The organism is Chryseobacterium sp. RU37D, assembly GCF_900156075.1.
In the GTDB taxonomy this organism is placed as follows: Bacteria; Bacteroidota; Bacteroidia; order Flavobacteriales; family Weeksellaceae; genus Chryseobacterium.
Genome location: NZ_FTMM01000002.1, coordinates 102,842 through 122,355, shown reverse-complemented (window position 1 = coordinate 122,355; position 19,514 = coordinate 102,842). Strand labels below are relative to the sequence as shown.

Below are 19,514 nucleotides of genomic sequence, written 5' to 3'. Positions count from 1 at the left end.
TAAAAATAAAAAAAACTGCATTACCGGAAAGATAAGCAGTTATTTATTATTAAGAGCTTGCTTAAATTTATTTAAAACATTAAGACGTAGAGTTACAAAGGTGACCCGAAAAGATAATTCAAGGAATTTGACAAATCAAATTAATTAAGTAATGTACTTTATAAAATACCAAAGATATTTTTCTTAATTATATCCTTAACTTAAATTATTTTAATGTTTTTAAATTAATGTTTAGAATATTAAATCCCGAAAGAAGCTTTAATCTTATCAACTTTGTCAAGTTTCTCCCAGGTAAAAAATTCAAGCCCAGTAAGCGTCAATTCATTTTTCTGACCTTTATTAAACGTTTTATCAGCCACGTAATGGTCTTTACCCATATGTCCATAAGAAGCCGTTTCCTGATAAATAGGATTTCTTAATTTTAAATTTTGCTCAATAGCATAAGGTCTTAAATCGAAAATTTCAGAAACTTTTTTAGCAATTTCTCCATCGTGTAGGTCTACTTTTGAAGTTCCGTATGTGTTGATGTATAAACCACAAGGCTCAGCAACACCGATTGCATAAGAAACCTGTACCAAAACCTCATCTGCAACACCAGCTGCCACTAAATTTTTAGCGATATGTCTGGTTGCGTAAGCAGCACTTCGGTCTACTTTTGAAGGGTCTTTTCCAGAGAAAGCACCACCACCGTGAGCACCTTTTCCCCCATAAGTATCTACGATGATCTTTCTTCCTGTAAGGCCTGTATCACCGTGAGGGCCACCAATCACAAATTTGCCGGTAGGGTTAATATGATATTTTATCTGATCATTGAATAAAGCTTTAATTTCTTGAGTTTGTAAAGCAACAACTCTCGGAATCAAAATATTTTTAATGTCTTCTCTGATTTTATTCAGCATTTCTTCTTCTGTTCCAAAATCATCGTGCTGGGTAGAAACTACAATAGAATCAATTCTGACTGGCTTATGATCATCAGAATACTCTATTGTTACCTGGCTTTTTGCATCTGGACGAAGATATTTGATCTCAGAATTTTCTCTTCTAATTGCTGAAAGCTCTTTAAGAATAGTATGTGCAAGGTCTAATGCAAGCGGCATATAATTCGCGGTTTCATTGGTAGCGTAACCAAACATCATCCCCTGGTCACCGGCCCCTTGTGCGCTTGCCTTAGTCTCAAAAGATTCGTCGTTTACAGCTCTGTCAACACCCTGATTGATATCCGGAGACTGCTCATGAATAGCAGAAATAACTCCGCAAGAATCACCATTAAACATGTATTCCCCTTTTGTATACCCTATTCCGTTGATTACTTCTCTTGCAATCGTCTGCACATCAAGATAAGCATCGGACTTCACTTCTCCCGCCAAAACTACCTGACCTGTTGTAACAAGCGTCTCGCAAGCTACTTTTGAAGATTTATCATAAGCTAAAAAGTGGTCGATTAAAGCATCGGAAATCTGATCGGCGATTTTATCCGGATGGCCTTCTGAAACAGATTCAGACGTAAATAAATAAGACATATTATTCTTTGTTTTTTAGATTAAAATTTTGAAGAAAAATAAGAATAATTGCTCTGAATGACTAAAAAAAGTAAAACTGTTTTAGCATTTTTTTATAGAGGTCGCAATCAGGTCAAATTTTTCCTCGTTCATAAACGTTGGCAAATTTAAGTACAATTTTTTAATACTCAAAATTTTTGTTTATTAATTATAAAATTCTTTAAACTAACTATTTATCAGCTTTGATAATAAAAACTATTGCGGTTTTATACTTACAAACTCTTTAGGATTTTCGTGATAATTCAGTTTTTTCTCTAATGAATTTCTGATAGAATGTGAAAGCTCATCAATAATTTTCTGCTTAAAAGTTGGTTTATAGTATATAATACTGATTTCTCTGTAAGGGAAAGGCTTCTTAAATCTGAACACATTTTCCTTTTGTTTTTCAGAAAGCTGGTTTAATGCCAACTCCGGCAAAATACTGATTCCTCCTACTTTATCCACCATATGAACTAAAGTTTGGATATTAGCCGCCAAGAAGTCTAAATTCTTTGGCTTAAGGGTATTTTCTTTTAAATGACAGATATTTTCAAATTGGTTTCTCAGACAGTTCCCTTCTTCCAGAAGCCATACTTTTTCTGTATTCAATTCTTCCGGAACTACGTAAGAGTTCTTCTTATTAGCTTCAGTATCAGAACTGTAAATCATTAACTCTTCATTAAACAGGAAATCCTGATAAAATTCATCGGCCGTATCATAAGGTGTAGAAATAATCCCTGCATCCAGCTCACCGGCTTTCAAAGATTTGATGATATTATCTGTTGTCATTTCCTTTATATTCATCTGGATTTTTGGGTTATCCTCAAGGAATTTGAAAATCTCAGTTGGAAGTATAAAAGAAGATACAGTAGGAATAATTCCTATATTAATAGTTCCCCCCAGAATATTATTTAACAGATTAGCTTTGTTTTTCAGTTCATTGACAGATTCTATGATCACCTTTGCCTGATCGATGATCTGAAGACCAACATCAGTGGTACGGATTGGGTGTGTTGTTCTGTCAAAAACCTTTACATCCAATTCGTCCTCAAATTTCTGTATCATTGCACTTAGCGTTGGTTGGGTAATAAAACATGCCTGCGCTGCTTTACCGAAATGTTTGTATTTATCTACGGCGATAAGATACTCCAGTTGCTGAATGTTCATTTGATTAATATTATCTATTACAAATATAAAATGTTTTTGCTATTTGTAATATAAAAAGAAATAAAATAATTGCTTGTCCAGACTTTTTAATTACATCTGTACATTTACCATAATTCTGAAAATTAACAATAAATAACTTTTTAGTGATTTATTTATGCTATTCTTAATATCTTAGTTTTAAACTAAAATAACCCGTCGTTCATTTTGAATTTTAATTAAAGTATATTACAACTATAATCTGTTTTATATTTTAAATGAAATCGAAGATTCGACTCAGTTAAATACTTTTGTTTAACTTTATTAAATGGTTTTATTTAAAAAAAACTTGCTTAACCTTGCAATGATAAAAATACAACAAAAGACAAAAGATTGGTTTAAGTTTCTTTAAACTATTTAAACAAAGGCGTTTCACTTTAATTCCAAATACAAAGATTCAAAATGGACAGGTTAGATTTATCTATAAATTATAATATTTAAGTCATCATCTACAAAATTCTACTAAATTTGAGAATTAATACCTTTACCAAATCTAATACAAAAAAATAGTAACATCATACACTATGGATTCTAAGAAATTAACCCTTAGCAATGGCAGTCCTTACTATGAACACCAGGATTCACAAAGCGTTGGCCCCAGAGGTCCGGTTCTGCTTCAGGATTTTATTTTACAGGAAAATCTTGCACATTTTGTGAGAGAAAGGATTCCCGAAAGAGTCGTTCATGCCAAAGGGAGCGGAGCTTATGGAACATTCACTGTAACACACGATATCAGTCAATATACAAAAGCAAAATTATTTTCAAAAATAGGAAATTCATGCAGAATGTTTGCTCGTTTTTCTACCGTAGGCGGTGAAAAAGGCAGCGCCGATACCGCGAGAGATCCAAGAGGCTTTGCTTTAAAATTCTATACTGAAGACGGAAATTGGGATTTAGTAGGAAACAATACACCTGTTTTCTTTATTAAAGATGCTAAAAAATTTCCCGATTTTATCCATACCCAAAAAAGAGTCCCGAAAACCAACTTGAAAAGTGCTACCATGATGTGGGATTTCTGGAGCTTAAATCCTGAATCTTTACACCAGGTAATGATTTTAATGTCAGACAGAGGAACACCATACGGATATCGACATATGCACGGTTTCGGGTCTCATACTTATTCCATGATTAATGATAAAAATGAGAGGGTTTGGGTAAAATTCCATTTTATTACAAAGCAAGGAATTAAAAACTTCTCAAATGAAGAAGCCGTAAAAATGGCCGGTGAAAATCCGGACTTTGCTCAGGAAGACCTTTGTAACGCCATAGAGGCAGGAAACTTCCCAAAATGGACTTTATATATCCAGGTAATGACCGAAGAGCAGGCAAAAGATTTCAGATGGAATCCTTTTGACGTAACGAAAGTTTGGTTCCATGAAGATTTCCCGATGATTGAGGTAGGAGAAATGGAATTGAACGAAGTTCCTGTAAATTACTTCGCACACGTGGAACAGTCTACATTCTCGCCAAGCAACTTAATCAATGGTATTAGTTTTTCACCAGACAAAATGCTTCAGGGGAGATTATTATCTTATCCTGATGCGCACAGATACAGAGTTGGTGTGAATGCTCACCAATTGGAAGTAAACAGATGTCCTTTCGCAGTTAATAACTATCAAAGAGACGGTTTCATGGCAGACTCAAGCCAATATCAAGACAAACCGAATTATCACCCAAACAGTTTTGATAACATTAAAGCAGATTTCAACTACAAAAGCCACGAATATGAGTTGGATAGTGCACATGTTGCAAGCTACAGCAGAAATGAAAATGATGATGATCACTACACTCAGCCAGGATTATTATATTCAAAAGCAATGACACCGGAAGAAAAACAGAGCCTCGTCAGCAATATTGTAGGAAGCATGCAGGAAATCACTGGCCCTAAAAGAGATGAAATTATCAACCGCCAGCTTTGTCATTTTTTCAGAGCAAATATTGACCTTGGCATGAAAGTGGCATCTCAGCTCAACGTTATCATTGATGCTAATATGATGAATCATTCCAAGTAAATTATATTTAATAATAATTTTGATACAAAGGAAAAAAAGTTAATATTTTTCCCTTTTTTTTATAAAAAATTTATAATTTGCACGATATAAGATTTTAATATGAAAAATGAATTACGAAAATATATCATTAAATAAAGAGGATAAAGTAAATATTATCACCATAAACAGACCTGAAAGTTTAAATGCATTAAATGCTCAAACGATTAAGGAACTAAGCTCAGTGATGGAAAAACTTAACGCTGACTCAGCTTGTAGGGTAATCATCCTTACAGGAAGCGGGGAAAAGTCTTTCGTAGCGGGGGCGGATATCAAAGAATTCTGTGATTTTGGACAGGACAAGGCTGAAGAACTTGCCAGAACCGGACAAAACACTTTATTCAACAAAATTGAAAATATGACCAAACCTGTTATTGCAGCCATAAATGGTTTTGCATTAGGTGGCGGTCTTGAGCTGGCTATGGCATGCCACATCAGATATGCATCGGAAAATGCTAAACTAGGGCTTCCAGAAGTAACACTGGGATTAATCCCGGGCTATGGGGGCACCCAAAGGCTTCCGAAGCTTGTAGGAAAAGGTATTGCCAATGAAATGATCTTCTCAGCCAAAATGATTCCTGCTCAAAGGGCAAAAGAAATCGGGTTGGTAAATGAAGTATACCCTATTGGAGAACTATTAACCAAAACAAAAGAATTAGCATACGTTATTGCACAAAATTCACCAATGGCAATTTCCAAAGCAATTCAAGCCGTGAACTTATCAGATACGGATAAAGGTTTTGAAGCCGAAATCAAATATTTCGGCGAAGTTTTTGAACTTGATGATAAGAAAGAAGGAGTTACAGCATTTCTTGAAAAAAGGAAGCCAAACTTCTAAAAATATCACCTTAATACAAATTATTTCGAAACATTAATGCTGCTGTATGAATAAGTTTGATAAAGCTTATCTAAAAATGGCTCAGGAATGGGCAAAACTTTCCTACTGTAAACGAAAGCAGGTGGGAGCTCTTATCGTAAAAGATAGGATGATTATTTCAGATGGCTATAATGGTACCCCATCAGGATTTGAGAATTGCTGTGAGGATGAAGACGGAAAAACACACTGGTATGTACTGCATGCAGAAGCCAATGCTATTTTAAAACTAGCGGCTTCCACACAATCTGCAAAAGGTGCAACCTTATATCTTACACTCTCGCCATGTAAAGAATGCAGCAAGCTGATTCTGCAGGCCGGGATTACAAGACTGGTGTATATCGATGAATACTCAGACGATGACGGAATATCATTTTTAAGGAACCACAACATTGAAATAATGCAAATTTCGGATTACGAACTAAAAAAATAACACAACAAATGACTTGGGATGAAAAAATTAAGGATTTTGAAATTTTTCTTCGATTCGAACGGAATTTTTCAGAAAATACTCTTGATGCCTATATTCGAGATATCAAAAAATTAAAAGAATACGCAGAAGAAGATCTGGATAATGTCGGTCCGGATTCTATTGGATATGAAAATCTGCAGGAGTATATCTTTAACCTTTCCAAACAAAAATTCAGCGAAAGATCTCAAGCGAGATGGATATCTTCCATTAAAGCATTCTTCAAGTACCTTTTGGAGGATGAATGCCGTGAAGATAATCCGGCGGCCCTGCTGGAAGGCCCCAAGTTGGGATTATATTTGCCGGACACGCTCAGCCTTCCTGACATTAACAAGATCATCAGTGCCATTGAGATCAATTCTGACCTTGGAAAGAGGAACCAATGCATCATTGAAGTACTGTACGGATGTGGCCTTCGTGTTTCAGAACTGATTGACCTGAAAATCTCTAATATTAATTTTAAAGAGCAGTATATCAAGGTAAATGGAAAAGGAAATAAAACCCGATTCGTGCCTTTAGCCGATTACACAGCCGATTTACTGGACAACTATATAAAGGAAGTCCGCTCAAAAAATAAAATTAATAAGAAGTATGAGGATACACTTTTCCTCAATAGCAGGGGGACATCAATGTCCAGGGTAATCGTATTTTTAATTATAAAAGAACTGACTGATAAAGCCGGTGTAAGCAAGAAAATATCTCCACACACATTCAGACATTCTTTCGCAACACATTTGCTTCAAAATGGTGCTGATCTTCGTTATATCCAGGAAATGCTCGGTCATTCCAGCATTACGACAACGGAAATTTATACACATTTAAAAACGGAAGAACTTCGTGATGTAATCTTGTCATATCATCCGAGAAATATTAATATTGCTCAATGAAAATATTGAAATATTGCCCAAGCTGCGGAAAAGAATCTCTACACTGGGACGGTGAAAAAAAATGGAACTGCCCGAATTGTAATTTTACATTATACAACAATGTTGCCGGAGCTGTAGCTGTGGTGATAAGGAATAATGACGAAATTTACCTTACAAGAAGAAACAGAGATCCAAAAAAAGGAAAACTCGATCTCGCAGGAGGATTTGTAGATCCGAAAGAAAGTGTAGAAGAAACGTGCAAAAGAGAACTTTTTGAGGAACTGCAGCTTGATGTCGATATTTCAAATTTAAAATATTTAACGAGCCTTCCCAACGTGTATCACTATAAAGAGATAGATTATAATACAATTGATCTTTTTTATGAATATACGGTTTCCAAAAAATTCGAAGTTAATCTTGAATTAACTGAGATTTCAGAAGCCTTCTGGATCCCTTTGAAAGAATTGAATATCGATGATATCGCTTTTGATTCTCAAAAAAGGTTTTTTGAAGAATATTTGAATAATATTTAATTTTTGAATAAATTATATATCTCGCTGGTTTGGCGGATTAAACAGATGATTGTGATTAAAAAAACGATTAATCCGTTTCCGATTTCAGCATTTCTTCAAAATACTTTATCAGCAATACTCGTTCAGCCTCAGAAAGATTAGCTTCTTTATGATAAACAATATATCCCGGCATGGGCATTGTTTTATTCTGAATGGCCTGGATAGACTTATTCATCATGCTTTCCTTTAAATCTTCATTATATGTTTCCCAAACAGAAAAATTCAGATGCTCGCGTCCTGCGTTGACATGGCTTTTTACCGACCACGAAACAGGCGCAATGTAAGCATATTTTGGATAAACCGTTTCATTGGAATGGCAGTCGTAGCAAGCTCCTTTTATTAATCCACTGATTTTTTCAGGGGTTTTTTTTACATCAATAAAATTTACTTTATGGTCAACCGGCGAGTTTACTTTATCGGTCGGGATAAACTGGATGATCGCAAACCCCACTAAGCTCCAAAAAAGTATTTTCTTAAACGTCTTCATTCATTAGATTACTTTATGGGTGTAAGCACAGCATTATTATTTTTCAAATCTGTTTTTTTGCCATCCTGAGATGGGTGGTTATTGGTATTTGTTTTTGGGATACTTAGTTTGGATGTATCCAATTTTCTTGTATCCTTCAAATCCCAGGTTTCATTACTGTCCCAAAGCGGCCTTACCACTACAACCTTATAATAGATATAGGAATCTTCTGCAAAAATATCATTTAAGAAGTCTGCTTCGTCCCAATATTTATTTTCATTATTATCCACAAGGATTCTTACAATATATTCCCCGGGTTTCAGGAGATCAAACTTTACCTCATCTCCTTTTGTATATTTTTGGAATAAAACTTTATTCGAGTTATCTAACAATTGTATCCAATAACTTGACGCAGGCGCATTCTGCAATTTGAAAGTAAGACTACCAAAATTTTCAACTTTATCAACTTCAAAATCAAAACGTTTAGACTGTGTATTCTTAGCATAAAAAGAAGAAACTGTCTCTTTAGGAACCGTGAGCTGATATTTTTTTCCGGAAACAAAATCAGACTTCACCAGAATCTGGTAAGGATTCGTTTCAGAAATTGCTGCAGTGAAAGGAATGGAATTGATAGAGTCTCCTTCTGTTCTCAGCATCCATTTATCCGAATTTATTTTATTGAGGTAATAATTTGAAATTATCTTGAAATCAGCTTTGGGAGGAAGCATAGCTCCACCATTATCACTATTGATATCCATTGCATTTTTCGGATTGTATTTATAAAAAACAGAGACAGTATCCTGCTTATTATCTGCATTATAGCTGAACTTCAAATTTTCAGTTACTTTTTGCCCGATATTATCTTTAACAGCATCAAACCAAATATTTACGGAATCTGATTTTGGTCTGTGTGTAGCTCTGATGTCCTGAAGCTTATCATTAACGGGAAGAACTTTTACATCATTTGGCTTTCCTTCAAAAGTCATTAAAATACCTCCCGATGTTTCTTTCATTTCAACATATTTCAAAGGCTTTTTGGATGGGTATAATTTTAAATTTAATCCCGAAACATACTTTTCAACCGTAACCGGATCTTTGTGAAAACCAACCTTTTCTTTCCCTGCATCGTACATTGAATTTCCATTTTCATCTTCAAAGGCAATAATTTTATATTTTCCCGGAGAAAGGTAATTTAGCTCATAATAGCCATCATCATCTACCTTGGTAATATAATAAGGCTTTTGCTTGTAATTCATGGTATCCCTTACCTGATAGAGCCCTACTACATATTTGTTTTCTCCGGCCGGCTTTACTGCTAAAGCATCATTAATTTCTCCGCTGATGTAAAGATCATCAAGCTTCTCACCGGTAGAAAATGCAAAATTAAAATACCTTAAAATATTGGCTTCGTTATTATCCGCAATAGAATTCCCGAAATTGAAATTATATGTTGTATTCGCTTGCAAAGTATCCTTCCACTGAATCAGGATGAATTTATTTGCAATATTGGACGGGATAATCCTTGTGATATTTTTAATAGGCGGAGAAATAATCAGGTTTTTGCTGACATCTTTCAACGTTACATATTCGTCAAAATCAATACGGAGCTCTTTAATATCTCTGGGAACATTGATCCTTGTAGTATCAATATTTGAGCTTAAAAATTTCGGAGCCAAAGTATCTTTTGCCCCTCCTACAGGCGAACCAACCCTTGCACAAGACTGCAAAAGAAAACCAATGACCAGTAAGAGAAGAAGTCTTTTCATGAATATGTTTAAGCAAAAATAAACATTATTCTCCATAAACTTCACTATGTCCGTTCAAAGTATCCTTCTCATCACTCATGACGCTATGAAGCTTGTCTTTCTGTTGCGGAAAATCTTCAAACAATCCGGATAGAGCCAATGCGGTATAAATCCTGTTTGAATATTTATTCCCAATGGCTACAATTGTCACCTTTGATTTTAATAAATGGGCAAATACAGAGTTAGTTCCGTGCCACCAGCCGTTATGATAGGTTAATTTCTCACCATTGTCAAAAATTTTCATCCTGAAACCAAGCCCATAATTATTCATCCCGAATTTTTCGTTGCTGTATGGCGTGAAAACTTGTTCCATTAATTCAGACTTTAAAAAATCTTTTGAAAACATTGCTTTTGAAAAGTTATATAAATCTCTTGGCGTCGTGTAAACGTTTTTGTCTCCGTAAATAAGATCCAGTCTGTCAAGAGGATACAATCTGTTTCCTCCATAATAAAACGACTGAGAAGCTGTCGGAATATCTTTTTCCTGAAAAATATAAGAATTTTTCATCTTTAAAGGATCAAAAATTATTTCTTTCATAGCTTGCGGAAAAGGTATTTTCGTTACCTTCTCAATCACTAGGGCAAGCATTGCAAAGTTTGTATTGCAGTACATGAAGCCTGTATCGGTATCTCTTGCCAGATCAGGTTTATATTTAATAATCATATTTAAAATATCCTGATTGGTAAGGAAAGTTTTTGAAAGCTCTGCCGGTGCAGGCTGAATTTTTGTGATGAAATACTCATATTTCGGAAGTCCGCTTCTTTGGTCCAATAATGTTTTTACAGTAACATTTGGATAAGGAAATCCTGGAAAAAACTGTGTGAGATGATCTGATAAATTGATCTTTCCGGCCTCCACCAATTTCAGCATAGCCATCGCCGTCAATGTTTTTGAAACTGAAGCTACATGAAGCGAGGTATTTTTATCAATCTTTTTTTGGTTATCTTCACGTGCAACCCCCCTGTAATTTTCATAAAGAATGTCATCTCCTTTGGCTACTAAAATACCACCACTAAGATCGCTTCCTTCCCATACTTTTTTATAATACTGATCAATATACCGAACTAAAGACGACTTATCAGAAAGCTGACTGTCTTCTTTTGTAAATACATCGCCCAGATCAACATTTCCGTAATTGGGAAGAGAAGTTGGGTTTTCAGCAACAGTTTCTTGGTTTTCAGATTTTTTATTACAGGAAAAAAGGAATAAAACAGCAGCTAAAACAAGCAAAAAAATATGTTTCCTCATGAGTCTAAAAATGAGTGGCAATTTAATAAAACTCAAAATAAATAATAAATATTGGGCACGAATTATGAATAATTTAACATAAAACAAAAAAAGCTATACGAAAATAGACTATAAAATTGCGCTTCATATTAAATATAAAAAAAAGATTTTCTCACTTCAATCCATCTTGGCTAACAATATCTAGCTACAATCTTATCAACAATCACCTGCGCTAGTTTTTCCTTACTCTGAATCGTCCAGCCAGCAATGTGTGGAGTAACAATTACTTTTTCGGATTCCAGGAGAAATTTGAGATCATCATTTTCCACTTCTAAATTCTCAAAAGATGATTTCTCGTATTCCAAAACATCCAGGCAAGCACCCTTTACTTTTCCGAATTTTATCGCTTCAACTAAAGCTTTAGTTTCTATATTTTTTCCCCTTGCTGTATTCACGAAATAAAAATCTTTTTTCATATCGGAAATAAAAGGCCCGTCAATGAGATAATAGGATTCTTCGGTCAAAGGTACATGCAAGCTTAGAATATCTGCTTTTTCTTTTAATTCTTCGATAGAAACCTGCGTTGCAAATTCATCGGAAAGATCGGGAAGAATATCATGAAAAATCACGTCACATCCAAAACCGGAAAGCCTTTTGGCCGTAGCTTTTCCCATGTTTCCATAGCCTATCAAACCTACAGTTTTGCCTAATAATTCATCCCCTCTGTTTTCTTCACGAAGCCAGATACCGTTTTTCACTTCCTGAGAAGCGATAAACAGCCTGTTCATTAAAATTAATAACATTCCTACCACATGCTCCGCAACAGAATCTCTGTTTCCTTCCGGGGAATTGATTAATTGAATTCCCAATCTTTCAGCAACAGAAGTATCAATATTTTCCATCCCGGCTCCTACCCTGGCAATAAATTTCAGGTTTTTCCCTTTCTCCAAAAAGTTTTTATCTAAAGGTATTCTGCTTCGGATAATAATTCCGTCATAGTTTCCAATTTTATTGCAGACCTCATTATATGAAGAGGTAAAATCTTCTTCTAAAATGAAATTTTTAGCCAAAAGCTGTTCAGTGATTAGGGGGTGGTTTTTATCTAAAAGGAGAATTTTCATAAATTAATTTTTAATGCAAAGTTCACTAAAATATTATAAAAAAGAAATGCTTTTAAGTTCGCAAAGGCGTTACACTCAGCAAAGTTAAAAGCATCAATCTTATAAATTATTTACTTTATTTCTTATCTTTCTTTGAGTCTTGTGGCTCTTGGAAAAGTTTCTTCAATTCCACAGAATCCAAAGGTTTCATTCTTCCGGAAAGGATCAATGACAATTCTTTTCTTCTGAAAGCTGCAGCAAATCTTTCTTTTTCTACATCTGTCTCCGGAATCATTTCCGGAATAGGAATCGGCCTGTTGAACTCATCCACCGCAACGAAGGTGTAAATACCTTCATTGGTATGAACTTTCTTCTGATTAATCGGATCATCCAACCAAACATCTACATACACTTCCATTGAAGTTGAAAACGCTCTCGAAACTTTCGACTCCAGTACCACTACTCCACCTTCAGGAATCGGATGATTGAACGATACGTGGTTTACAGATGCGGTTACCACCCTTCTTTCACAGTGTCGTGCTGCGGAAATTGATGCGCAGCGATCCATTTTTGCAAGAAGCTCACCTCCGAAAAGGTTTCTTAAAGAATTGGTTTCGTTCGGGAGAACAATATTGGTCATAATAGTCAGGGATTCTGACGCCTTTTTTACTTTTGCCATTTAGTCTTAGTGTTGTTTTGTGTTTTTGGACTTTTGACATCATTTTGTGCTGCCGGTTTTACATTTTCGTTCATCACAGAATCTTTCTTCAAAGAATCTGCAACCGGCGGGGTATAGCTATGAACCTTCACAGTATCTTTTGCAATCCTGTGGGTTTTTGTCTGTATGGAGATATTTTTATCAAATGATTTTTTCCCGAAAAGAAGCTCCTGTTGGGTATAAGCAACATATAATATTCCCAAAACAGGAATAATAATAAGGAAAGCCCAAAGAATTGATTTATTAAATTTATAATCCTTTTCAGCATTTACGGGAACGATCTGTTTCAGATTTTTGTTGTTAATATCTGAAATTTTTATTTCTTCCAGTCCATAAAAGTTGGGGTGATCAGACTGCAGCCTGTTTCCTTTGAAATGGGTGGTTCCGTCTTCAATAAAAATCACTCCCAGCCCCTGGATTTCCAAGGTTTGGTTTGCCTGCAGCTTTTTTTTCCAGAAATCTGTCTGGATCTGCAAGTCTGTTTTTGAAGCATTCAGGGTCATGTGTTTTTGTTCCGCAATGAAAGCAGGCAGATCGTCAGACTCCACCTCATAGTCCGGTGAATAGACAATTGTGCTCGCAGGAGGAAGTATGCTCCCATTTTCGGAATTGATAATGGCCTTGGAATTTTCCAGAGAAAACACTCCAAATGCAGGAACCGTCACAGTTCCAAACTGTTTCAAATATTCTAAAATATAAGCTGAAATATTCATTTGGCAGCAAATTTATGACTTTTTCGTGACTTTCAATGAGATTTATTTTTAAGTTGAGATTAAGATTGAGAAAGTAGTATGGTGCTTTAATTTCAAAATCAGGGATAAAAAAAGACTACCGGAGCAGCCTTAAAAATCTAACTTTTACTTTTTACTATAATTTATTAATATAGTTTGATTGGTTATTGAATTTTCCAGCTGATCCCAAACATAAAGTTGGTTCCTGCCTGAGTAAAATAATAAGGTTCTCCATCGTAGACCGCACCGTTATTCACATATTTTTGGTTAAAAATATTATTCACCAGTAATTTCAGAGCGATATCGTTATTTTTTATTTTGAACTGATATTGTGCATTAAAATCAGTCAAAAGATAATCTTTCAGTTGAAGATTTTCGTTTTCCGAATTATCCAGGTATTGTTTTCCTACATATTGATTCATTAACGCAAACTGGAAGTTTTTTGTCGGATTAAATTTCACCTCTAAATTAGCAATTACATTTGGAGAAAAAGAAATCTGTGTATTACCTAAATCTTTAGTTGAATCTTTATTTTCGACTTTAAAATCTAGGTTTCTGTTGTTGCTTAAGCTTACATTCCCTGTCAGTTCCCACTGTTTTGAAAGCTTTGCCAGAGCGCCTAATTCAATTCCGCTTCTGTAGCTTTTCCCGGAATTCGTCCTGATAAAAGCTCCTACATTATTTAACTCACCATTCAAAACCAGCTGGTTGACATAGTACATATAGTACAAATTCGCTGTAAAAGACACAATCCCGAATTGTTTTTCAATTCCGCCTTCAAAATCGTGAAGTTTTTCCGCTTTTACATCATTATTGGCTAATAAATCATCCCTGTTAGGCTCACGGTGCGCGTGTGCATAGGTAAGGTATATTTTTCCGTTCGCAATTTTGTAATTAATGCCAAGCTTCGGATTGAAAAACAGCCAGTTTTTATCAAGATTTGCTCCTTCATCATCTCCGGAAGTAATGATTTTGGTATCGTAATCAATATTTCTCAATTGAAGATCTCCAAAGAATTCAAATGCATTTACCCGCACCAAAGCTTTTGCAAAGCCGGCCACTTCATTCTTCACGGAACGGTTTCTGTAATATTCATACTCATTAATTTGCGGTAGGAAAACTCCGGTTATATTACCAAAATGCCTTCCGTAATACTGGTTTCCTACAATTCCAAAGTTTAAATCAATATAGGTAAATTTTCCATACAAAGTAGAAACGATGCCATAGAAATCATTATTCAGCCATTTTTTTCTGATAAAATCTGAATATTTTTCTCCATTAAAATTGGGCAAATTATACCTTGTAAAAGGATCTCGCTGCTTATAATTTTCGTAATATCCTTTTCCTTTTGTGTAGTGCAAAGTGGTTTCCAGGTTCCACTTTTCGTTAAGCTTCTGCTCCCAAAGCAACTGATAATGATTTTGTCTATAATTATCTGTTTCGTTATCATAAAAGCCGATAATATTTTCCCAATTGGCATCATAAATTGCTCCTGAATAATTGAATTTCGGGTCCGTTTCCCATGTCTTTCTGTCAATTCCGTTCCAAGCTTGGTATGTTTTTTCTTTTCCGCCGAAAGCCATTAGACGAATCCTCGTTTTTCTTTCTTCATATAAAGCCGTGAAATTGTAAGAATTTAGCTTAGAAAAAGCCCTGTCAATATACCCGTCAGAATTAATGTGGGTGTATCTTCCCATCACAGAAAGGCGGTTTCGCCAAAACTTTCCGGAACCGATTTCCGCAGAATATTTATATGTATTGAAAGAACCGTAGCTGTCGTCTGTTTTAAAATAAAACTTCTTCTCCGGATCTTTGGAAAGTATATTGATACTCGCTCCAAAAGCAGCAGCCCCATTATTTGAAGTCCCTATACCTCTTTGAATTAAGATTTGCGATGCAGAACTCGTTAAATCAGGCACATTTACAAAAAAAGTTCCCTGACTTTCAGAATCGTTGTACGGGACGCCGTTCATCATAACATTAATCCCATTTCCGGCAACTCCACGAATTCTCAAGCCCGTGTATCCCACACCATTTCCGGCATCTGAAGTAGAAATTATGGAAGTTTGATTTTTTAGTAAAGTAGGTAAATCCTGTCCAAGATTTTTGCTGTCTAAATCTTTCTGAACATTGATGATTTCTTTAGCAACAGGAAGTCTTTTGGTAAAATTAACTGCTTCTATCTCCCGTGTTTTCAGGGAATCTGTATTTTGCGCCTGCAAAAAAGCAACAGAGCTAATGGTAAGCCCTAAAAAAAATAATCCTTTCATTCTTAAATCTTTAAAATTTAATGAATAAAAGGGGTGATTAAATAATGTAGTAATTTAACAGTCTAGCAATCAACCTGTACATTGTTAGATTGTTCCATTGGTACATTTTAATTTCCCTAAACGGCATTACCCGTTCCAGGTTCATTGGGTATAATCTCAGCTTGTGACAGCACCCCTTTATTTCAGCAGCAAAATTACGGAAAATTTACGAAATTTCTTGAATTTGTATTTGAGGTTTATGTTTAAAGTTTTCTATTTCAATAGTTCGATACCTCGGCAGGCTCGGCATGACAGTGCTACAAATTAAGTCTAAAAATAAAAAGTAGAATTAGGATTGTCATGCTGAGCCTGTCGAAGCATCTCTAAGGCCTATTGCCTACAACATTAATACGTTTTATTCCTAGAATCCACATAATAATATACCTTCCCGTCTTTGGAAACATCGAACATTTTACCAAGTTTCCAGCTGAAGTTTCTTTTAATATCAGCATATTCGAAAGGAATGATAACGTTATTATTTATATCAACCACTCCGAAAGTATCGTTCTTAGATGCAATAATCATAGGGTTTGCCACATCATCGCCTTCCAGAATATACAGATAATCGTATTGAGGATAGATCTTAAAATCTCTGTAATCCTGCGCATTATGGAATTTTGATTTTTCAATAATTCCAAAGAAACCGTTCATTGTATAGGCTTGGAATAATTGCTGCACATATTCTTTGGGTGCACATTGCGCAAGGTCTGCTTTTTTGAACTGATACACTCTTTTTCCTTTTTTGTCTATTCTATAAGAAATTTCATCTTTTTCTACAGTGGCATAAGCTGCCGTACCGAATTTTCTTACTTTTTCGTTGGGTGAATTCAGCAAATTACAATCTTCATAGAAAAAAACAGCAATATGGTATTCCGGCTTGATGATAAATTTCCCCGTCTGATTAACAAACCCGAAATTTCCGTTTTCCTTTTTTGGAATTAAAAGAGGAAGGTCCTCATGAATGACAGGAAGCTCTGCATTTGCTTTTACAGGAGCCTCTTTTATGCTTGTTTTTGAAATCTTTTTAATAGGCAGCTTCTTCACAGATTTGGTCTGAGAAAAAACAAAAATCGAAATAAAAATGACTAAAAATTGAATAAAATTTTTCATAATCACCTTTTGCCTGCAAAAATACGACCAAAAATAGAAATTATAAAATCCATATTTATAAAGAATCTAAATAATTTAACTCCATAAAATAGTAAAAATTCGTAATTTTGGGAACATTTTAATTATTTGATAATTTTAAAACATTTTTGAGATATGACATTTGATATCAATATGATCAAAAAAGTGTACGAGCGTTACCCGGAAAGAATTGCTGCGGCAAGACAAATCGTGGGAAAACCTCTTACATTATCAGAAAAAATATTATACACTCACCTTTGGGAGGGTAATGCTACACAAGCTTATGAAAGAGGAAATTCTTATGTAGATTTTGCTCCGGACAGGGTAGCAATGCAGGATGCAACTGCACAGATGGCACTTTTACAATTCATGCAGGCAGGAAAAAGCAAAGTTGCAGTTCCTTCGACAGCCCATGCGGATCACCTGATCCAGGCAAAGGTAGGTGCAGATAAAGATTTACAGGAAGGTATCAATAAAAACTCTGAGGTATTCAATTTTTTAAGCTCTGTTTGTGATAAATACGGAATCGGCTTCTGGAAGCCGGGAGCAGGTATCATTCACCAAGTGGTATTAGAAAATTATGCTTTCCCTGGAGGGATGATGATCGGTACAGATTCTCACACGGTAAATGCAGGTGGGCTTGGGATGGTAGCTATCGGTGTAGGTGGTGCTGATGCTGTAGATGTAATGGCAGGAATGGCTTGGGAACTTAAAATGCCTAAACTGATCGGTGTAAAATTAACCGGTAAAATGAGCGGATGGACTTCTGCAAAAGATGTTATCTTAAAAGTAGCAGGAATCCTTACCGTAAAAGGAGGAACAGGATGTATCGTAGAATATTTCGGGGAAGGAGCAGAATCTCTTTCAGCTACAGGTAAAGGAACCATCTGTAACATGGGTGCTGAAATCGGGGCTACTACTTCTACTTTCGGGTATGACGATTCAATGAGAAGATATCTGGCTGCTACAGGAAGACAGGATGTTGTAGATGCAGCTGATAAAATTGCTGAGCACTTAACTGGTGATGCTGAAGTATACGCAAACCCAGAACAATATTTCGACCAATTAATCGAAATCAACCTTTCAGAACTTACTCCTCACTTAAACGGGCCTTTCACTCCGGATTTGGCAACTCCTGTTTCTGAATTCAGAGCTAAAGCAGAAGCTAACGGATGGCCACTAGAAGTTGAGTGGGCATTAATCGGCTCTTGTACCAACTCTTCTTACGAAGATTTATCAAGAGCTGCTTCTATCGTGGAAGATGCAGTTGCTAAGGGTGTGAAGCCTAAAGCAATCCTTGGAATCAACCCAGGTTCTGAGCAGGTAAAATATACTGCTGAAAGAGACGGATTCTTAAATTCTTTCAGAAAATTTGAAAATGCAAGAATCTTTACCAACGCTTGTGGACCTTGTATCGGACAATGGGACAGAGAAGGCGCTGAGAAAGGAGAGAAAAACTCAATTATTCACTCTTTCAACAGAAACTTCGCAAAAAGAGCTGACGGTAACCCAAATACTCACGCATTTGTAGCTTCTCCTGAAATGGTAGCTGCTGTTGCGATCTCAGGAAGATTAGACTTTAACCCTATTACAGATACTTTAACTGCTGAAAACGGCGAGCAGGTAAAACTAGACGAGCCAAAAGGTTCAGAATTACCATCAAAAGGTTTCGCAGTAGAAGATGCCGGATATCAGGCTCCATCTGCAGACGGATCAAACGTTGTGGTAAATGTAAGCCCTACTTCAGACAGGCTTCAGCTGTTAGAAGAGTTCCCAGCTTGGGACGGTAAAAACATCCAGGGAGCTAAAGTATTAATCAAAGCTTTCGGAAAATGTACAACTGACCACATTTCTATGGCTGGGCCATGGTTGAAATACAGAGGTCACCTTGATAATATTTCAAACAACATGTTGATCGGAGCAGTAAACGCTTACAACATGGAAACAAACAAAGTTAAAAACCAATTAGACGGTTCTTACGGCGAAGTGCCTGCTGTACAGAGAGCTTATAAAGCTGCAGGAATTCCTTCCATCGTTGTAGGAGACCAAAACTACGGTGAAGGTTCTTCCAGAGAACACGCTGCAATGGAACCAAGACACCTTGGCGTAAAAGCAGTATTGGTAAAATCATTCGCGAGAATTCACGAAACAAACCTTAAAAAACAAGGTATGCTTGGATTGACCTTCGCTAATGAAGCTGATTATGATAAAATCCAGGAAAATGATACCGTAAACTTCCTAGATCTTGACCAGTTTGCTCCAGGAAAACAATTGAGTTTGGAATTCGTTCACGCAGACGGAACTAAAGATATCATCATGGCAAACCACACTTATAACGATCAGCAGATTGATTGGTTTAAAGCTGGTTCTGCTTTGAACTTAATTAAACAGCAAGAAAAGAATTAATTGTTAGATTTTAATTAATCATAATTAAAGGCAGCTTCGATTGGAGCTGCTTT

Annotated in this window: 16 protein-coding genes and 1 riboswitch; of the genes, 6 read left to right on the top strand and 10 right to left on the bottom strand. The window is 35.7% G+C overall.

Features of this window, described 5'->3' with window-relative positions:
* Positions 1-239: 239 nt before the first annotated feature.
* Together metK and BW926_RS01460 are read right to left on the bottom strand one after the other, a co-directional pair.
* Positions 240-1,520, bottom strand: coding sequence for a methionine adenosyltransferase (gene metK / locus BW926_RS01465; protein ID WP_076443622.1), 1,281 nt, complete (start codon positions 1,518-1,520; stop codon positions 240-242).
* 234 nt (positions 1,521-1,754) lie between these two features.
* The gene (locus BW926_RS01460) at positions 1,755-2,705 is read right to left on the bottom strand and encodes a LysR substrate-binding domain-containing protein (RefSeq protein WP_076443621.1); all 951 of its coding nucleotides are present in this window, start codon (positions 2,703-2,705) and stop codon (positions 1,755-1,757) included.
* 560 nt (positions 2,706-3,265) lie between these two features.
* On the opposite strand from BW926_RS01460, the gene BW926_RS01455 reads away from it, so the two are divergent.
* The 5 genes from BW926_RS01455 (at position 3,266) to BW926_RS01435 (ending at position 7,531) form a co-directional block, all read left to right on the top strand.
* On the top strand, positions 3,266-4,753 hold the full coding sequence (locus tag BW926_RS01455) for a catalase (protein WP_076443620.1): 1,488 nt from the start codon (positions 3,266-3,268) through the stop codon (positions 4,751-4,753).
* Positions 4,754-4,859: 106 nt separating this feature from the next.
* Positions 4,860-5,627 carry an enoyl-CoA hydratase-related protein gene (locus tag BW926_RS01450; protein WP_076443619.1) on the top strand — a complete coding sequence of 256 codons (768 nt, stop codon included), beginning with the start codon at positions 4,860-4,862 and terminating at the stop codon, positions 5,625-5,627.
* 46 nt (positions 5,628-5,673) lie between these two features.
* Positions 5,674-6,096, top strand: a complete 423-nt coding sequence (locus BW926_RS01445) for a deoxycytidylate deaminase (protein ID WP_076443618.1) — start codon at positions 5,674-5,676, stop codon at positions 6,094-6,096.
* A gap of 8 nt (positions 6,097-6,104) precedes the next feature.
* Positions 6,105-7,019 carry a site-specific tyrosine recombinase XerD gene (xerD, locus tag BW926_RS01440; RefSeq protein WP_076443617.1) on the top strand — a complete coding sequence of 305 codons (915 nt, stop codon included), beginning with the start codon at positions 6,105-6,107 and terminating at the stop codon, positions 7,017-7,019.
* Positions 7,016-7,531 (top strand): NUDIX hydrolase, encoded by a 516-nt coding sequence (locus BW926_RS01435; protein ID WP_076443616.1) that lies wholly within the window; start codon positions 7,016-7,018, stop codon positions 7,529-7,531. Before xerD ends, BW926_RS01435 begins: the two co-directional genes overlap by 4 nt.
* Before the next feature lie 67 nt (positions 7,532-7,598).
* Here the strand turns inward: BW926_RS01435 and BW926_RS01430 are convergent, their stop codons facing one another.
* From BW926_RS01430 to BW926_RS01395, 8 genes are all read right to left on the bottom strand, one after another.
* Positions 7,599-8,057 carry a heme-binding domain-containing protein gene (locus BW926_RS01430; protein ID WP_076443615.1) on the bottom strand — a complete coding sequence of 153 codons (459 nt, stop codon included), beginning with the start codon at positions 8,055-8,057 and terminating at the stop codon, positions 7,599-7,601.
* An 8-nt stretch (positions 8,058-8,065) separates the two neighbouring features.
* Positions 8,066-9,802 carry an Ig-like domain-containing domain gene (locus BW926_RS01425; RefSeq protein ID WP_076443683.1) on the bottom strand — a complete coding sequence of 579 codons (1,737 nt, stop codon included), beginning with the start codon at positions 9,800-9,802 and terminating at the stop codon, positions 8,066-8,068.
* 25 nt (positions 9,803-9,827) lie between these two features.
* Complete coding sequence (locus BW926_RS01420) at positions 9,828-11,090, bottom strand: serine hydrolase domain-containing protein (protein WP_076443614.1); 1,263 nt, start codon at positions 11,088-11,090, stop codon at positions 9,828-9,830.
* Between the two features lie 170 nt (positions 11,091-11,260).
* Positions 11,261-12,190: a 2-hydroxyacid dehydrogenase gene (locus BW926_RS01415; RefSeq protein ID WP_076443613.1), complete on the bottom strand. Its 930-nt coding sequence runs from the start codon at positions 12,188-12,190 to the stop codon at positions 11,261-11,263.
* Positions 12,191-12,305: 115 nt separating this feature from the next.
* Positions 12,306-12,848, bottom strand: a complete 543-nt coding sequence (locus BW926_RS01410; RefSeq protein ID WP_076443612.1) for an acyl-CoA thioesterase — start codon at positions 12,846-12,848, stop codon at positions 12,306-12,308.
* The gene (locus tag BW926_RS01405; RefSeq protein ID WP_076443611.1) at positions 12,836-13,600 is read right to left on the bottom strand and encodes a hypothetical protein; all 765 of its coding nucleotides are present in this window, start codon (positions 13,598-13,600) and stop codon (positions 12,836-12,838) included. Before BW926_RS01405 ends, BW926_RS01410 begins: the two co-directional genes overlap by 13 nt.
* A 182-nt stretch (positions 13,601-13,782) precedes the next feature.
* Positions 13,783-15,888, bottom strand: a complete 2,106-nt coding sequence (locus BW926_RS01400; RefSeq protein WP_076443610.1) for a TonB-dependent receptor — start codon at positions 15,886-15,888, stop codon at positions 13,783-13,785.
* Between the two features lie 96 nt (positions 15,889-15,984).
* Positions 15,985-16,073, bottom strand: a riboswitch (TPP riboswitch).
* Positions 16,074-16,272: 199 nt separating this feature from the next.
* On the bottom strand, positions 16,273-17,037 hold the full coding sequence (locus tag BW926_RS01395; RefSeq protein WP_076443609.1) for a WG repeat-containing protein: 765 nt from the start codon (positions 17,035-17,037) through the stop codon (positions 16,273-16,275).
* Between the two features lie 153 nt (positions 17,038-17,190).
* Here BW926_RS01395 and BW926_RS01390 point away from each other — a divergent pair, with 153 nt between their 5' ends.
* On the top strand, positions 17,191-19,461 hold the full coding sequence (locus BW926_RS01390; protein WP_076443608.1) for an aconitate hydratase: 2,271 nt from the start codon (positions 17,191-17,193) through the stop codon (positions 19,459-19,461).
* Positions 19,462-19,514: the final 53 nt, after the last annotated feature.

Coding starts and splice junctions, on each gene's coding strand:
- BW926_RS01435 (WP_076443616.1), top strand. CDS start 7,016: ATGAAAATATTGAAATATTGCCCAAGCTGCGGAAAAGAATCTCTACAC.
- BW926_RS01410 (WP_076443612.1), bottom strand. CDS start 12,848: ATGGCAAAAGTAAAAAAGGCGTCAGAATCCCTGACTATTATGACCAAT.
- BW926_RS01450 (WP_076443619.1), top strand. CDS start 4,860: ATGAATTACGAAAATATATCATTAAATAAAGAGGATAAAGTAAATATT.
- BW926_RS01405 (WP_076443611.1), bottom strand. CDS start 13,600: ATGAATATTTCAGCTTATATTTTAGAATATTTGAAACAGTTTGGAACT.
- BW926_RS01420 (WP_076443614.1), bottom strand. CDS start 11,090: ATGAGGAAACATATTTTTTTGCTTGTTTTAGCTGCTGTTTTATTCCTT.
- BW926_RS01430 (WP_076443615.1), bottom strand. CDS start 8,057: ATGAAGACGTTTAAGAAAATACTTTTTTGGAGCTTAGTGGGGTTTGCG.
- BW926_RS01415 (WP_076443613.1), bottom strand. CDS start 12,190: ATGAAAATTCTCCTTTTAGATAAAAACCACCCCCTAATCACTGAACAG.
- BW926_RS01400 (WP_076443610.1), bottom strand. CDS start 15,888: ATGAAAGGATTATTTTTTTTAGGGCTTACCATTAGCTCTGTTGCTTTT.
- BW926_RS01455 (WP_076443620.1), top strand. CDS start 3,266: ATGGATTCTAAGAAATTAACCCTTAGCAATGGCAGTCCTTACTATGAA.
- BW926_RS01445 (WP_076443618.1), top strand. CDS start 5,674: ATGAATAAGTTTGATAAAGCTTATCTAAAAATGGCTCAGGAATGGGCA.
- xerD (WP_076443617.1), top strand. CDS start 6,105: ATGACTTGGGATGAAAAAATTAAGGATTTTGAAATTTTTCTTCGATTC.
- metK (WP_076443622.1), bottom strand. CDS start 1,520: ATGTCTTATTTATTTACGTCTGAATCTGTTTCAGAAGGCCATCCGGAT.
- BW926_RS01425 (WP_076443683.1), bottom strand. CDS start 9,802: ATGAAAAGACTTCTTCTCTTACTGGTCATTGGTTTTCTTTTGCAGTCT.
- BW926_RS01460 (WP_076443621.1), bottom strand. CDS start 2,705: ATGAACATTCAGCAACTGGAGTATCTTATCGCCGTAGATAAATACAAA.
- BW926_RS01395 (WP_076443609.1), bottom strand. CDS start 17,037: ATGAAAAATTTTATTCAATTTTTAGTCATTTTTATTTCGATTTTTGTT.
- BW926_RS01390 (WP_076443608.1), top strand. CDS start 17,191: ATGACATTTGATATCAATATGATCAAAAAAGTGTACGAGCGTTACCCG.